This is a genomic window from Streptomyces sp. NPDC038707 (assembly GCF_040636485.1).
In the GTDB taxonomy this organism is placed as follows: Bacteria; Actinomycetota; Actinomycetes; order Streptomycetales; family Streptomycetaceae; genus Streptomyces.
Genome location: NZ_JBEZUP010000015.1, coordinates 146,769 through 161,097 on the forward strand (window position 1 = coordinate 146,769; position 14,329 = coordinate 161,097).

Annotated in this window: 13 protein-coding genes; 5 read left to right on the plus strand and 8 right to left on the minus strand. The window is 72.2% G+C overall.

Annotation, left to right across the window (positions count from 1 at the left end):
• Positions 1-365 precede the first annotated feature (365 nt).
• The gene (locus AB0E62_RS22015; protein WP_362196161.1) at positions 366-545 is read left to right on the plus strand and encodes a hypothetical protein; all 180 of its coding nucleotides are present in this window, start codon (positions 366-368) and stop codon (positions 543-545) included.
• A gap of 27 nt (positions 546-572) precedes the next feature.
• On the opposite strand, the gene AB0E62_RS22020 is transcribed toward AB0E62_RS22015, so the two are convergent.
• Together AB0E62_RS22020 and AB0E62_RS22025 are read right to left on the minus strand one after the other, a co-directional pair.
• Positions 573-752: a hypothetical protein gene (locus AB0E62_RS22020; protein ID WP_362196164.1), complete on the minus strand. Its 180-nt coding sequence runs from the start codon at positions 750-752 to the stop codon at positions 573-575.
• A gap of 629 nt (positions 753-1,381) precedes the next feature.
• Positions 1,382-2,188, minus strand: a complete 807-nt coding sequence (locus AB0E62_RS22025) for an SDR family NAD(P)-dependent oxidoreductase (RefSeq protein ID WP_362196167.1) — start codon at positions 2,186-2,188, stop codon at positions 1,382-1,384.
• A 63-nt stretch (positions 2,189-2,251) separates the two neighbouring features.
• Here AB0E62_RS22025 and AB0E62_RS22030 point away from each other — a divergent pair, with 63 nt between their 5' ends.
• The gene (locus tag AB0E62_RS22030) at positions 2,252-3,037 is read left to right on the plus strand and encodes a helix-turn-helix transcriptional regulator (protein WP_362196170.1); all 786 of its coding nucleotides are present in this window, start codon (positions 2,252-2,254) and stop codon (positions 3,035-3,037) included.
• Positions 3,038-3,830: 793 nt separating this feature from the next.
• On the opposite strand, the gene AB0E62_RS22035 is transcribed toward AB0E62_RS22030, so the two are convergent.
• The 4 genes from AB0E62_RS22035 to AB0E62_RS22050 all read right to left on the minus strand — a co-directional run bounded on the left by AB0E62_RS22035 (position 3,831) and on the right by AB0E62_RS22050 (position 9,180).
• Entirely contained in the window at positions 3,831-4,397 is a 567-nt protein-coding gene (locus AB0E62_RS22035) for a CGNR zinc finger domain-containing protein (RefSeq protein WP_362196173.1), read from the minus strand.
• A gap of 101 nt (positions 4,398-4,498) precedes the next feature.
• Positions 4,499-6,181: an ABC-F family ATP-binding cassette domain-containing protein gene (locus tag AB0E62_RS22040; protein WP_362196176.1), complete on the minus strand. Its 1,683-nt coding sequence runs from the start codon at positions 6,179-6,181 to the stop codon at positions 4,499-4,501.
• A 78-nt stretch (positions 6,182-6,259) separates the two neighbouring features.
• A complete protein-coding gene (abc-f, locus tag AB0E62_RS22045) occupies positions 6,260-7,894 on the minus strand; it encodes a ribosomal protection-like ABC-F family protein (protein ID WP_362196179.1) in 1,635 nt (544 codons plus the stop codon).
• A 344-nt stretch (positions 7,895-8,238) separates the two neighbouring features.
• Positions 8,239-9,180, minus strand: a complete 942-nt coding sequence (locus tag AB0E62_RS22050) for an alpha/beta hydrolase (RefSeq protein WP_362196182.1) — start codon at positions 9,178-9,180, stop codon at positions 8,239-8,241.
• Between the two features lie 501 nt (positions 9,181-9,681).
• Between AB0E62_RS22050 and AB0E62_RS22055 the strand changes: the two genes are divergently transcribed.
• The 3 genes from AB0E62_RS22055 to AB0E62_RS22065 all read left to right on the plus strand — a co-directional run bounded on the left by AB0E62_RS22055 (position 9,682) and on the right by AB0E62_RS22065 (position 12,779).
• The gene (locus tag AB0E62_RS22055; protein ID WP_362196185.1) at positions 9,682-10,911 is read left to right on the plus strand and encodes a hypothetical protein; all 1,230 of its coding nucleotides are present in this window, start codon (positions 9,682-9,684) and stop codon (positions 10,909-10,911) included.
• 137 nt (positions 10,912-11,048) lie between these two features.
• Positions 11,049-12,290, plus strand: a complete 1,242-nt coding sequence (locus AB0E62_RS22060; protein ID WP_362196188.1) for an ATP-grasp domain-containing protein — start codon at positions 11,049-11,051, stop codon at positions 12,288-12,290.
• Positions 12,291-12,332: 42 nt separating this feature from the next.
• Positions 12,333-12,779 (plus strand): cupin domain-containing protein, encoded by a 447-nt coding sequence (locus AB0E62_RS22065; RefSeq protein ID WP_362196191.1) that lies wholly within the window; start codon positions 12,333-12,335, stop codon positions 12,777-12,779.
• 212 nt (positions 12,780-12,991) lie between these two features.
• On the opposite strand, the gene AB0E62_RS22070 is transcribed toward AB0E62_RS22065, so the two are convergent.
• Both AB0E62_RS22070 and AB0E62_RS22075 read right to left on the minus strand, forming a co-directional pair.
• Complete coding sequence (locus tag AB0E62_RS22070; protein WP_362196194.1) at positions 12,992-13,381, minus strand: peptidase inhibitor family I36 protein; 390 nt, start codon at positions 13,379-13,381, stop codon at positions 12,992-12,994.
• A 270-nt stretch (positions 13,382-13,651) separates the two neighbouring features.
• Positions 13,652-14,182, minus strand: coding sequence for a sigma-70 family RNA polymerase sigma factor (locus AB0E62_RS22075; RefSeq protein WP_362196197.1), 531 nt, complete (start codon positions 14,180-14,182; stop codon positions 13,652-13,654).
• Positions 14,183-14,329 lie beyond the last annotated feature (147 nt).

Sequence of the window (14,329 nt, forward strand, 5' to 3'; positions counted from 1 at the left end):
GACGGGACCCCACGGTTCACGCCGGAAGCGCGTCGTGTGCCCTCCGCCACCTGCACCTACGGCAACGGCGACGGCGTCGCGACGCAGATGAACTCATGGCGGCGGCCACCGTCATCGACAACTCCCTGCTCGGCCGGCGGCGGCCAACGGCGACACCAGCGCCCTCAACAGCACGACAGACCAGCTCAACTGCGACGAGTTCGCCTTCAACTCCACCTACAACAGCGGCGGAATGCCCTCGCTCGCGGGTGGCCTGAACCCCGTCAGCAGCGGCAACGCCTGTGTGCAGACCTTCACGAGCAAGCAGGGCAGCACCGTCCACCTGTTCAACATCGACGGCCATACGCCGACGTGGAAGGGGGTGTGTGGGCGGGTCCGCGATCTCCGGGAGCGACAACAGCGGTTCGATGGCCGGGTTCGCGGCCTTCAACACGAACCAGCGGCTGCCGGACCGGGACCCGTACTGGCTGAACACGAACATGAATGCGGCGTGCTCCAGCGACAGCACGGCCGTGAAGTGCACCATGACCGCGAAGAACCACTGACGACAGGTCGTCCCCGTGACCACCGGTTCACACCGGCGAGGGCAGGTGCACCGCGGGCAGCAGCCCCTGTTCGATCTCCCGGCGCGGCAGCGACAGTCCAAGATGCTCGCCCACCGTCGTGAACAGCCGCCTCGCCAACTCCTCGTCCTCGTCCTCGGCGTCCTCACATCCGGGGAAGGTGGCCCGCACCGCCCCGGCCTGGCGCATGGCCGCATCCGGAGCGGCGAACGCGCCGAGGCGGTCCTCGAGCGGCCGCTTCGTCCGAACATCGCCACGCTGTCGCCCGGCGCCACGCCCCGCCGCTCGAAGTCCCTGTACAGCGGGGGCCGTTCGGCCCGGTGCCGATCGGCACCGAGGCGGACCACGGAAGTCCACCGGGTCCACGCCGCGCACCGCCGTGAGGGAGATGTCCGCGAGCATCCCGTCCTTGACGACCGCACCGCTGTACCAGTGCTCGCCGATCCACCCCAGACCATTCGTCATCACCTCCTCTTTCCTCTGCCTTCGCCCGCACGCTACCCAGCCGCGGTGGCCTCGGGTTCACCCGTCGGCCCGAGCACTGTCATCGATGGCCGGGGTGTTCGGGCCGGACCGGTTCACCATGGGCGGTGGGGTCGCTCAGGCTGCGCATCTGCCGACCGGACCGGCAAGTCCCCCGGCCGGACCTGGACGGCAGTGCCGACGGCAGGCTGGCAGATCCGCACGGCGCCGCCCTGGGTCGTACGCGGCCCGCCTGTTCGACACCCAGGCAGCAGGCGTCCGTGACCAGCACTCCAAGGAAATCGAGGCCGGAGGATTCAAGGGGTTGTCTTCGAAGACGGCGGCCTCCGCCCCGGTCACGCACGGGAGGCGAGGTGCCTCCATTCGTTCCACATGTCGAGCCGCTTCCGATACGCCGCCTCGACAACCGGATAGGGGTAGGTGCCGAGGAACAGCCGCAGGGGCGGCGCGTCGGTGTCGACGAGTTGGAGGACAACGGCGGCGGTGTCGCGCGGGTCCTGGGGCGTGCGCGCGGACGCACCGGCCCGGCGCGCGGCGCGGACGGGCTCGTATGCGGGCAGCGGCTCGGTGTGCACCGCGGAGGCCCCCGACCAGTCGGTGCCGTAGGGGCCGGGCTCGACGAGGGTCACCTTGATCCCGAACGGGGCGACCTCCTGGGCCAAGGCCTCGCTCATGCCCTCCAGGGCCCACTTGGAGGCGTTGTACAGCCCGAGCGTGGGGAAGGCGGCGAGGCCCCCGACGCTGGAGACCTGCAGGATGTGGCCGCTGCCTTGGGCCCGCAGGTACGGCAGGGCCGCCTGCGTCACCCACAGCGGGCCGAACAGGTTGGTGTCGAGCTGCGCGCGGGCCTCTTCCTCGGTGGTTTCCTCGACCATGCCGAACAGGCCGTACCCCGCGTTGTTGACGACCACGTCGAGGCGGCCGAAGACCTCGGCGGCCCGCTGCACCGCGGCGGTGGCGGCGGTGCGGTCGGTCACGTCAAGGCGGAGCGGGAGGACAGCGTCCCCGTGGGCGTCAAGGAGGGGTCGCAGGGTCTCTGGATCGCGTGCGGTGACGGCGACACGGTCGCCGCGGCCGAGAGCGGCTTCGGCCCAGATGCGGCCGAAGCCGCGGGACGCGCCGGTGATGAACCATGTCTTCATGGCATCGAGCCTGCGCCGTTCGCGCCTGGCCAGCCAGCACCCTCGCAGGGTTACCCTCGCATCATGGCGGCCGACAATCACCTGGGAGAATTCCTCAAGGCCCGGCGCGGACGGGTCGCCCCGGCGGACGCGGGGGTACCCGCCGGCGGACGTCGCCGGGTGGCAGGACTGCGCCGGGAGGAACTGGCCCGGCTCGCCGGAATCAGCGAGCCGTACCTGGTCCGGCTCGAACAGGGCGTCGACCGGCATCCCTCACCCCAGGTGCTGCGCTCCCTCGCGCGGGCGCTGGAACTGGACGCCGACGCCTCCGCCCACCTGCACGCCCTCGCCGGCCCCGCCCCCGTGCCGCCGTCGCGGACCGAGGTCTCCCCGGACGTGCACCGGCTGCTCGACGCGTGGACGGACCGCCCCGCGTACGTCCGCGACCGGCGCTTCGACGTACTGGCGGCGAACAAGCAGGCCCGCGCGCTCGCTCCGATGTACGAGCCCGGGAGCAACCTGGTCCGGGCGGTGTTCCTGGATCCGGCGTCCCGCCGGCTCTTTCCCGACTGGGGGGAGGTAGCGGCGCAGACCGCGGCGGCCCTGCGCGCCGAAGCCGACCCACGCGACCCCAGGACCGCCCGTCTGGTCGCCGAGCTGGAGACGGACGAAGAGTTCCGTCGGCTGTGGAGGCGGCACGAGACGCGGCCCGCCCGGGACGAACTCAAGCGCTTCGCACACCCGGTCGTCGGCAGCCTCGCCGTGCGAAGGCAGGCGCTCACCGTCGGCGGCGCCGAACAACAGGTGATCATCATCTACCAGGCGCCGGCCGGAAGCCCGTCCGAAGCGGCCCTGGCACGTCTTCTGTGACACGCCGGAGGACTGCTGACTGAGCACGCAGGCCGGCGGCTGAGCGTGACACTCGGCGGGCGGGCAGACGGGTTGGCGCGCTCTGCGAGGGCCGGTCCCGGAGAACGGCACGTTCTGGTGGCGATCGGAGGCCGGAGGCGGGGCCCGGCCGCGGGCGGCGTGTGAAGGGACTCTGCGGACGGTGAGCGAGCTGGGGTTCCGATGCGCAGAAGGTGTTCCGCCGCGGAGGACGGCGAACAGGACGCTGACGGCGGCGGAGGGCCCGACCTGCGCTCCGGCTTCGCCCGGGCACTGCGCTCCGGGCCGCGCCCGGACGTGATCACGGCCCTGACGGACGGCCAGACCCCGCGGCCTTCCGGACCCCCGTCCTGGCCGTGCCGTCGACAGGAGCGGAGACGGCGAGGCCGGACCGGGCCCGGCCCGCTGACCTGGGCGGGCGCACGCTGCTCGACCTGACGCCGATGGACCTGAAGGCGCCTGCTCCGGGCGGGGGGCGGTCGGTTCCCGACCCTCGCGCCCGGTGAGCCGACGTTCGCGGTCCGGCTCGCCGCCGCCGGCCCCGGGACCACCACCGACGTCACCAGGCTCCTCGTCCGCGCCGCGTGGCCGGCCGACCCCGCAAGGGAATCCGGTGTGGACCACGGTCAAAAGCCGGAGGCCGGCACCGTCCGGATGTTCCCCGGTGGTGGGGGCTGACCGGCACAAGGCCTGCGGAGGTCTGCCGCACCTTCTGGTTCGCGTGTCCGACGGCCGACCGGGCTCCGGCGCCCGGAGGAACCGTCCGGTGCCCGGGTCAGGGGGTCATCGCGCGGGCCGGCGCGGTCTTCTTCCGGGCGCGGTAGGCGGCGGCCTTGATCTTGTTGCCGCAGGACTCCATGCCGCACCACTGGCGCCGCATGCCCCGGGAGCGGTCGACGTAGACCCGTGTGCACTCGGGGTTGCCGCACTCCTTCATCAGCGGGACGTCCGGGCCGCTGAGCAGCTCGACGGCCTGCCGCGCCACGGTCGCCAGGGCCTGGGCCGGGGTCCCCTCGTTGTGCCGGCCCGCCATGGTGAGCTGCGGTGTCACCGGCGTCCTGCGCGCCGCGCCGTTGACCACGGCGAGTGCCTCGCGGTCGAACTCCTCACCGAGCCGGCGGTTGGTGACGAGGCGGTACACGGCCTCGCGCACGGTGGTCGCCTCCCGGACGTCCGATTCGTCGGCGGGCGTGATCGTGTCCACGAGTCCGGACTCCAGGTACCAGGCGTTGAGCCGGTCCGGTGCCACGAACATCTCGAACCGGGCCGAACGCCGGGCACGCAGGGTGGCCGCGAAGTCGAGGGCCGGATGTCCGCACACGAAAACATGGTCGAGGTTCACATCACCATCTTGACAGGTGACTGATGGGGAGCGCAAGAACCCGTCACCGTTCCAGGGGGTGCCGCGCAAGGAGCGGCACCCCCGTCCGCGGCGCCTGTGACTCAGGCCCCCGATCGGACCGTGGCCGGGTTCTCCCGCCGTCCGCCTCCCGCGTCCGGCCGGCCTCCCGGCTCCAGCCGGAGCTCCCGGCCCCGCCACCGCCGCCGCAGCCAGCGGTCGTGGCTGGCGACGACGATGGCGCCGGGGCCCGAGCCCAGGGCCTCCTCCAGTTCGTCGCACAGCCGCGGGGAAAGATGGTTGGTCGGCTCGTCGAGCAGCAGCAACTGGGGCGGACGGGCCACCAGCAGCGCCAGCGCGAGCCGCCGCCGCTGCCCGACAGACAGCCGTCCGACGGGCTTGTCCAGGTCCGCCTCGTGCAGCAGCCCGAGCGAGGTCAGCGGCACCTGTTCGGCCCGGGCCGGGCCCAGCGACAGCGCGTAGGTGTCGCGGACCGTGCGTTCGGGCCGGTCGAACACGGTGTCCTGGGTGAGCAGCCCCACGGTCAGCCGGTGTCGCCTGCACACCTCGCCCTCGGCCGCCAGCCGTCCGGCGAGTACGGCGAGCAGCGTGGACTTGCCGGCCCCGTTGCCGCCGGTGACCAGCAGCCGGTCGGTCGCCGGGATCTCCAGCGCGTCCAGCGCGAGCCGGCCGGGCACCCGGACGTCCCGCAGGGCCACCAGCGGCCGCGGGCCCTCCGCGGCCGGTGCGGCCAGCTCCCCGGCCGCGAACCGCAGCGGGCGCGGCGGCTCGGCGACCTGGGCGCGCTCCAGCTCCTCCAGCCGCCGGGTCGCGTTGCGCACCCGGCGGGAGATCTGTTTCTGCACCCGGCCCGCCCGGCGGCCATAGCCCATTTTCTCGTTGTCGGTGCGGCCGCGGTCCGGGGCGACCCGGTGCGCGGTCACGCCCGCCGCCTGCCGCAGCTCCGCCAGTTCCTGCTGTTCCTCGGCGTACCGCCGCTGCCAGCGCTCCCGTTCGGCGCGCTTCTCGGCCAAGTAGGCGGTGTAGTTGCCGCCGTAGCGGACCGGGCCGTCCACCGCCGGGTCGAGGTCGACGAGGTCCGTGCAGACGGCGTCGAGGAGCGCCCGGTCGTGGCCGGCGACCACGACCGTTCCGGGCAGGGTGCGCAGCTGCTCCTCCAGGAAGGCGGCGGCGCCGTCGTCGAGGTGATTGGTCGGCTCGTCCAGCAGCAGCGCGGAGGGGCGTCGTACGAGCAGCGCGGCCAGGGCGAGCCGGCCGCGCTGCCCGCCGGACAGCGAGCCGAGGGTGCGGTCATGCCCGACCGTGCCGAGGCCCAGTCCGTCCAGCACGAGGGCCGCGCGGCGGTCGGCGTCCCAGGACTCCCGGTCCTGGGCCTGCTCCAGCCGCCTGCCGTAGGCGTCGAGGAGTTCCTGGTGGCCGGGGTCGTCCTGCGGGACGCGGGCGAGCTCCTCGCCGAGCCGTTCCAGTCCGGCGAGGTCCTCGCGGGCCTCGCGCAGCGCCTCGTCCAGCACCGCGGCGACGGTGGCGTCGGCGTCGTAGGGCATCTCCTGCTGGAGGTAACCGAGTTCGGCGGGGCGCGAGACGCTTCCCGCGTCGGGTTCGTCGACACCGGCGAGCACCCGGAGCAGGGTGGACTTGCCGACCCCGTTCTCCCCGATCAGGCCGATGCGGTGGCCGGGGGAGGCGGTCAGGGAGACGCCGTCGAGGACGCGCCGGCCGCCCAGGGTGCGGACGAGGTCGCGGGCGAGCAGAGCGGGCTGGGGCATGGGGAACCTTCCGTTGTGTTCGGTGGTCGGCCCGCCGGGCGCGGAGCCTCGGACACGGGCCACGTCACACGCCGGGGTTCACCCCACGGGGGCTCCCGTCTCCTTCAGCGTGCCGTCGGCCAGCCGCAGCCAGCGGTTCACGCCGATCTCGGCGAGGAACCGTTCGTCGTGGCTGACCACCAGGAAGGCACCCTGGTAGGAGTTGAGCGCGCTCTCCAGCTGGCCCGCACTGACCAGGTCGAGGTTGTTGGTCGGCTCGTCGAGGAGGAGCAGATGAGGGGCCGGCTCGGCGCACAGGACGCAGGCCAGGGTGGCGCGCAGCCGTTCGCCGCCGGAGAGGACGCCGACGGGCAGGTGGGCGCGGGCCCCGCGGAAGAGGAACCGGGCGAGCAGGTTCATCCGCTCCGCCTCGGGCCGCTCGGGGGCGAACGCGGCGAAGTTCTCCGCCACGGTCCGGTCCAGGTCGAGCAGGTCGAGGCGTTGCGAGAGGTAGGCGATCCGGCCGTCGTTGCGCTTGACCTCCCCGCTGTCCGGGGTGAGGTCCCCGGTGACGAGCCGCAGCAGGGTGGTCTTGCCGGAGCCGTTGGGCCCGGTGAGCGCGATGCGCTCGGGGCCGCGGACGGTCAGGTCGACACCGCCGTCGGCGAAGACGGCGCGGCCGGCGTGGCGGACCTGCATGCCCTCGCCCAGGAAGAGGTTGCGGCCGGCCGGCACATTGGTGTCGGGCAGTTCCAGGGTGAGGCGCTGTTCGTCGCGCAGCGCGCGTCCGGCCTCGTCGAGGCGGGCCCTGGCCTCGCTGACGCGGGAGGCGTGCAGCTGGCCGGACTTGCCGGCCGCTTCCTGCGCGCCGCGCTTCATGTTGCCGGCGAAGATCTTGGGCAGGCCGGCGTTCTTGAGGTTCTTCGAGGCGTTGCTCATCCGGCGCTCGGCGCGTTCGCGGGCCTGCTGCATCTCCCGCTTCTCACGCTTGAGTTCCTGCTCGGCGTTGCGGACGTTCTTCTCGGCGACCTCCTGCTCGGCACGGACGGCCTCTTCGTACTCGGTGAAGTTGCCGCCGTAGAGGCGCACTTCGCCGCTGCCGAGCTCGGCGATGCGTTCCATGCGGTCGAGCAGAACACGGTCGTGGCTGACCAGCAGCAGGCAGCCGGTGAAGTCCGAGAGGACGTCGTACAGTTTGTGGCGGGCCTCGGCGTCGAGGTTGTTGGTCGGCTCGTCGAGCAGGAGGACGTCCGGGCGCTTGAGCAACTGGGCGGCCAGGCCGAGGGAGACGACCTGGCCGCCGCTGAGCGTGCTCAGACTGCGGTCCAGGTCGAGGCCGGCGAGGCCCAGCCGGTCCAACTGCGCACGGGTGCGCTCCTCGATGTCCCAGTCGTCGCCGATGGTGGTGAAGTGCTCCTCGCTGACGTCGCCGGACTCGACGGCGTCGAGGGCGCGGATCACCTCGGCGACGCCGAGCACCTCGCCGACGGTGAGGCCGCCGGTCAGGGGGAGGCTCTGCGGGAGGTAGCCCAGTGTCCCGTCGACCGACACCGAGCCGGTGACCGGCTTGAGTTCACCGGCGATCAGCTTGAGCAGGGTGCTCTTGCCGGAGCCGTTGGGGGCGACCAGTCCCGTACGGCCGGTGGTCACGGTGAAGGACAGGTCGCGGAAGACGGGGGTGTCGTCGGGCCAGGCGAAGGAGAGACCGGAGCAGACGATGGCGGCGTGGGACATGAAGAGACCTCGAAGGCACGGAGGGCAGAACAGAGATCTCTGCCCTGGGCAGACATGGGAAAGGGGGTACGACAAGACGGGCCACGTCGGCGGCGGCGCTCCTCTGCGCCGGCCGGTGGCCGTCAGATCCGGATCTCACCCGGAGATGTCGTCTTCACCCACCACGTCTGCGACTCCTCGATCACACGGTCCAGGTCATCGACAGCGTAGCAGGTGGTGTTGCCGCGTTCGGCCCGGCCGGGGTTCGCCGATCACACGTCCGCGAGCGTTCACGGGCACCGCGGGGCTCGCCACCGCGCCGTATCTCCAGCGCGGCTGGGAGGGGGAGCCGCCCCCGCCGCCGGTCACGCCGCGGTGCCCAGGGCGGCGGTGCCCAGGGCGGTGGTGAAGAAGTCGGTGAGCTTCTCGACGGCGGGGTCGATGTACTCCCTCCTGTCGTACAGGTCGACGTGACTGGCGCCCGGAATCCGGTACAACTCCTTCGGCCCGATGGCCCGTTGGTGCGCCTCGACGGCCATCCAGGCGGTGACGGCGCGCTCGCCGACGATCTGGAGCATCGGGCGGGGGCCGATCAGCGGGACCGCGAAGAAGGCGTCGTAGAAGGCCAGCCTGTCGATGCTCTCCCAGGCCAGGAACTTGGCGGACCTCTCGTGCCCGCCGCGCGAGGTGCAGTAGTACTCGAAACCCTCGACGCCGTGCTCACCGCCGAGTGCGCGCGCCTGCTCCGCCGTCTCCGGGAACATCGTCATCACGCCGGGGTCCTCGCCGCGGGCGGCGGCGGTCCGGGCCCGGGCGGCGGCGTCCAGCAGGGCCTGGAAGACGGCCGGGTCCTGGTCGCCCCCGGCGCCGAGGCGGAACTGGCGGGAGGGGTCGGCGGTGCACACGGTCGCCACGGCCCCGACCCGGTGGTCGCCGCCGGTCGCGGCCAGCGCGTAGCCACCGGAGGCACAGATGCCGAGCAGACCGATCCGCTCCCCGTCGACCTCCTCACGGGTGGTCAGGCAGGACACCGCGGCCTTGAAGTCCTCCACGCGCTGCGCCGGGTCCTCCAGTCCGCGCGGCAGACCGCCGGACTCACCCTGGTGGGCGGCGTCGAAGGCCAGGGTGACGAAGCCGCGTTCGGCCAGCAGCCGCGCGTACGTGCCGGACGTCTGTTCCTTCACGCCCGTACCGGGGTGGCCGACGACCAGCGCCGGGCGCGGGCCCGACGCCGGGGTGTCGGGGGTGTAGAGGTGGGCGGCGACGCGGATGCCGGCGCTGTCGTAGCCGACGGTGGTCCTGACCATGGGGCGCACTCCTGAGAAGAGGTTGACGGGGGAGGCCGTGACAGTGCCGGGCGGTGCGCCCCTCCGGGGCGGGCTGCTTGCCGGGCACACATCCACGGTCCGTCAGCCCCCGCACGGGCGGGAGAGACAGGTCTCTTCCGGGGAAAGAACCTTCCCCCCTTCACGGCCAGATGCGGCGCCCGCATACCGGCACTCCGCGACTCGACAAGAGGCCAGTGGACTCTTGTCGACGCCGAGACGTACGGCGATCGCGTGCGCCTGGTCACCCTGGACGTGACCGACGCGGGTGACGTGTGGTCAGTACGCACCGCGCACCGCACGGAGCCGCCACCAGCCTGAGTTCGGAGACGGAGGTGACGGTCGAGGTGCACGGCGGCGCGGCAGTGTGAGGTGTACATGTTGGCGGCACGAACTTCACACGTGTTTCTCGGTGTGCGGTGAACCTTTCGCACCCGCGGTCCCGTTCCTTCCACGAGACGTGCCCGCACCATGGAGGCGAAGGTGAAGAAGGAAGACCTGTTCTCCCCGCAGGAGCATCCGGCCCGCCCCGGAACGCCGGAGCGTTCGCGACGCGGCCCCGCGCGGGACGCGGGCCCCCTGTCGCGTTCCCCGCTCGGGCCCTATGTGCTGAACCGGCTGCCGGCCGAACTGGCCGCCGTCGCCCAGGGCCGGGGCACGTATGCACAGCTCGCGACGGAGCAGTGCCGCGTGCTGCGCGCGGCCGGCGCGGAGGACGGACCGCTCGCCACCGACCTGTCCTCGGCGCGCCTGGTCCAGCTCGACCTGCTGTTCATGCTCAACGGATACCTTCCGGCGGGCCCGACAGCCTTCCCCCGTCCGCTGTTGGCAGCCCTGGCGGCGCAGTGCGACCGGTACCCTTCGCTCGATCCCCACATGAGCTACGAGCTCCTCATCGACGTCAACTGCGCCGAGTGGGAGACCACCGGGCACATCCGGGTCTTCTCCGACGGCGACCTGGGGCGCCTGGAACGCGACTTCTACCTCGGGCACCATCTGGCGGAACCGGCCGCGCGCGGCGCCTTCGACCGCCTGGGCTCACTGGTGCGGGAGCCGGACGCCGTGGACCCGGCCGCCGCGCTGGAGGAGGCGCTCCGCGGCCTCGACGACTTCCGGCGGTACATGGCGCAGTACGGCAGGCTGCCCAGGGAGGCGTTCCAGGCGTTCCGCCGCTATCACATGGGCCATCCGGGCGGCGCCCGCGGCGCGAGCGGCGCGTTCATGCCGAGCGTGCAGTTGCTGGAGCTGGCGCTGCTGGCGCCGACCGCGTTGTACGAGCGGTACCTCGAACAGTCCCTGGCCTACTTCCCGGCCTGGTCGCGGCCCGTCGTCTCCGAGTGGCGGGAGCGGTCCCGCGCCGGCGGCAACGTCGTACAGGCGGTGCTCGACGGCCGTCTCGAGCTCGACCGCCGCGCCGCCGTCGCCCTGCTCGGCGTGATCGACAGGTTCGTCGACTTCCGCATGGTGCACCTGGGCGTCACCAGGAAGGCCATACCGGAGGCGTTCGAACCGTCCGCGCGGCCCACCCGGCAGAGCATCCTCGCCCAGGACGGCGAACGGGACTTCCTCGACGGTGCCGGGCCGGGTGACGGCCGGGGCAGCGAGCGGGGCACATCCGGCTTCAGCGTGCACAACGTCCTGACGAACGCTGTGCACCGGCTGCTGAGCGCACGCCGCCGCCTCACCGAAACCCTCGGCCCCGTCACGGACTGACCGCGCCGGGTAGCGGACCGGCCGTGCAGCGTCACGGACGGAGCCGCGAGGCGCCACGCACTGCCCGCGGATCGCCACGCCCCGCCCCGCGGATCACTCACGCATCGCCACGCATCGCCCCGCGAAAGGAACACCGTATGCCCGACTTCCAGGTGGCCGTCGTGGATGCCTTCGGCACGTCGCACCGCTATGTGGACGCCTTCGCCGCGGCCGGCGGCGCCGTCATCCATGTCCGCAGCACGCCGGACCTCCTGCCAGGAGTCGCTCCCGTGGACCCGGTGAGGTTCAGTCACACGCTTTTCGACGAGGGGGACCTCGACGACCTGACCGGCAGGCTGTCGAGGCTGCGGCCGCTCGCCGTGCTGCCGGGCCGGGAGTCGGGGGTGGAACTGGCCGACGCCCTGTCGGAGCGGCTGGGGCTGCCGTCCAACGGCACGGCGCTCAGCGCGGCACGGCGTGACAAGTACCTCCAGATCGAGCGCGTCCGGGCTCAGGGCGTGTCCGCGATGCGGCAGTTGCGCACCGGCGACGCCGCGGAGCTGCGTGCCTGGCACGCGGACCTGGGCCGGACCGCCGTGGTGAAGCCGCTGCGCGGAGCCTTGGGCCACGGCGTGCGGTTCTGCGACTCGCCCGACGAGTCGGCCGCCGCGCTCGCGGCTCTCCGGAACGGGACAACGGCGCTCGGCGAACGGATCACCGAGGCGGTCGCCCAGGAGTACCTCATCGGCGCGGAGTACATCGTCAACACGGTGAGCTGCGAGGGCGTGCACACCGTCACCGATGTCTGGAGCACGGACCGCGTCACGGCCAACGGCGTCCGCGACCTGGTCGTCGCCCAGATCCTGCTCCGCGGCGACGACCCGTGCATCGACGAACTGGTGCCCTACGCCTTCCGGGTGCTGGACGCCCTCGGCATCCGCCACGGCCCCGCCCACCTGGAGATCAAGCAGACGCCGGACGGTCCCCGGCTGGTGGAGGCCGGCGCCCGTCCGTCCGGGTTGCCGTACCACGTCGCGGACGCCATCGGCGAGGGCCAGTTGGAGTGGGCCGTCGACGCCTACGTCAGGCCGCGCAGATTCCTCGCGCGGGCCGGCACCCCGTACCGGCGCAGGACCGCGGCCGCCTGGGCGGCCCTGGTCTCGCCCGCGTCCGGTCGTCTGGTGCGCTACCGCGCCCTCGACGAGGTAAGGAGGCTGGAGAGCGTGCGGGAGCTGACGCTGCTGGTCCGGCCGGGCGAGGAGATCGCGGCCACCACGTGGGACCTCGCGTATCCCGTCGTCCTGAGTCTGCGGCATCCCGTGGAGGCGGTACTGCGACGCGACCTGAACACCGTTCGGTACCTGGACGGTGCCGCCATGTACGAGATCGACACCCCCTAGCGGGCGGTACCCGCCCGCCCCACACGAGTGAGGACACACACGATGTTCGACCGACGTCATCTGCTCCGTGCGAGCGGCTCCGCTGCGGCCGGAGTCCTCGGCGCCGCGGCGCTGCCGGCCCCCGCCGCCGCGTCCAGGACGGCCCGCCCTCCCGTGGCCTCCGATCCGACCGCGGGGGTCACCCGCACCCTGCTCCAGGAGCATCCCTCGCCCGCCGACGGCTGGGAAGCCGTGCAGACGCTCGTACGGATCCCCCGGCACCAGGAGTCGGGCCGGCACAGCCACCCGGGGATCGAGGTGGGCTACATCGTCCGGGGCGACGTCCTGATGGAGTTCGACGACCGGCCGCCCCTCCGGCTGCGGACGGGTGATCCGTTCTTCATCCCCGACGGTGCGATCCACAACGCCCGCAACGTCGGCACGGTCACGACGATGATGCTCTCCACCTACGTCGTCGACGCGAGCAAGCCGCTCGTGACCACCTGTTAGAACGGTCGGAAGGACCCCGCCGAAGCGAAATGGCCCCGAGAGGAGCGGCCGTTGCACGCGGTGCCGGCGGCTTTCGCCCCCCTCGGCGTGCCCGCTGCCCGCCTTGGACCTGGGCCGGCAAGTCGTTCTGGGCACAGGACGAATCACACGCTATGTGTGGCTGTGGTCCGCGGAGCCGGCGGGCCACAGCCACGGTCACTCGGGAGAGGCCGTCAGCAGGCGCCGGGCCGCACTGAGCTGATCTTGTCGTTCCAGTAGGGGTTCGGGACCCTCATGTCGACGATCGAGGTGTGTGCGTTCACCGTGAACCTGTCGCCCGAGTAGTTGTTGTCGACGTACAGGCAGAAGGCCGAGTCGGTGAAATTCTGCACCGACGAGGTCTTGTCCTGCATGCTTCCGCTGGGAAGCGCCGAGACCTTGCCGAGGTCGCTCTCCGATTCCCAGGAGCCGAAGCAGATGTGGGTGCCGTTGTAGTTGATGTTGTCCCAGAGCACGAGGGCACCGTCGCAGCTCGCGGTCGGTGCCGCCGAGGCGGGGGAGACGCCGAGAGCCAAGGTCGCGAAAGCGCCGCAGGCGAGAGCCGCGAGGGAACGAACGAGCATGGCCGTCCTTCCGGTCAGAGGTGTGACACGGCGTCCCGCCGGAACGAGGAGGGCCTTCCGTGTCACTGGGTCAGTCAGTACACGGTTGAGGCGGGGTCCCGGGTTCACCCGAGGAGACGGTATCCGTCCGCGGCCCGCACGAGGGGGGCCGCGCGTGTCTCCTGCTGCCCGCCGCCGTTCCCGGATGTCCGCCCGCAGCGCCTCGGGGGACGCCCGGACCCCGCGGAGCGGACTCTCGCCGAGCGGTTCCCGCTGCAGGAGTTCGCTCGCTCACCGGACGGTTCGGGCCGCCTCGGGCCGCACGTCGGCACGCAGCTTGCGCAGGGCGTTGTGCTGACGGCTCTTGACGGTGCCGACCGGGACTCCGAGGATGCCGGCGGTCTCCTGGACGGTGCGGTCGCACAGGTAGATGTGCACCAGCACGGCGCGGTGTTCGGCCGACAGCTTGCGCAGGAGCGGTCGGAGCACGAGACGGTCGTGCACCGCCCCGGTGCCGTCGGTCCCCGGCACCGGATCGTTGTGGGTGTCCCCGACGAACTCCCTGCGGGCGTGGGGCTTGCGCACCCAGTCGATGACCAGGTGCCGGGTCACGGTGAAGAGCCAGCCCCGCACGGATCCCTCCATCCCGAGCAGGCGGTCGATGCTCCGCCAGGCGCGGATGACGGTCTCCTGCGCGATGTCCTCGGCCAGTCCGCGGTCACCCAGCATCTTCTCGGCGTACGAGACGAGACCCTCGCGGTGCTCCCTCATGATGGCACCGAGCAGGTCGGATCGGGACAGAGCGGTGACGGAGGCAGCCATGGCGATGTGAACCATCCTGGTTCTGTGTAGGTGAGGAGAGTCGGAGGTCGGGTACGGGAGGTCGGGTACGGGACGGGGCACTTGCAGTGAACACATGTGTTTCGTGGGAGGCGGTCGGTTGTTCCGGCAGGACAACGTGTGCCGGTC

Coding starts and splice junctions, on each gene's coding strand:
- AB0E62_RS22020 (WP_362196164.1), bottom strand. CDS start 752: ATGCGCCAGGCCGGGGCGGTGCGGGCCACCTTCCCCGGATGTGAGGAC.
- AB0E62_RS22025 (WP_362196167.1), bottom strand. CDS start 2,188: ATGAAGACATGGTTCATCACCGGCGCGTCCCGCGGCTTCGGCCGCATC.
- AB0E62_RS22030 (WP_362196170.1), top strand. CDS start 2,252: ATGGCGGCCGACAATCACCTGGGAGAATTCCTCAAGGCCCGGCGCGGA.
- AB0E62_RS22040 (WP_362196176.1), bottom strand. CDS start 6,181: ATGCCCCAGCCCGCTCTGCTCGCCCGCGACCTCGTCCGCACCCTGGGC.
- abc-f (WP_362196179.1), bottom strand. CDS start 7,894: ATGTCCCACGCCGCCATCGTCTGCTCCGGTCTCTCCTTCGCCTGGCCC.
- AB0E62_RS22050 (WP_362196182.1), bottom strand. CDS start 9,180: ATGGTCAGGACCACCGTCGGCTACGACAGCGCCGGCATCCGCGTCGCC.
- AB0E62_RS22060 (WP_362196188.1), top strand. CDS start 11,049: ATGCCCGACTTCCAGGTGGCCGTCGTGGATGCCTTCGGCACGTCGCAC.
- AB0E62_RS22065 (WP_362196191.1), top strand. CDS start 12,333: ATGTTCGACCGACGTCATCTGCTCCGTGCGAGCGGCTCCGCTGCGGCC.
- AB0E62_RS22070 (WP_362196194.1), bottom strand. CDS start 13,381: ATGCTCGTTCGTTCCCTCGCGGCTCTCGCCTGCGGCGCTTTCGCGACC.
- AB0E62_RS22075 (WP_362196197.1), bottom strand. CDS start 14,182: ATGGCTGCCTCCGTCACCGCTCTGTCCCGATCCGACCTGCTCGGTGCC.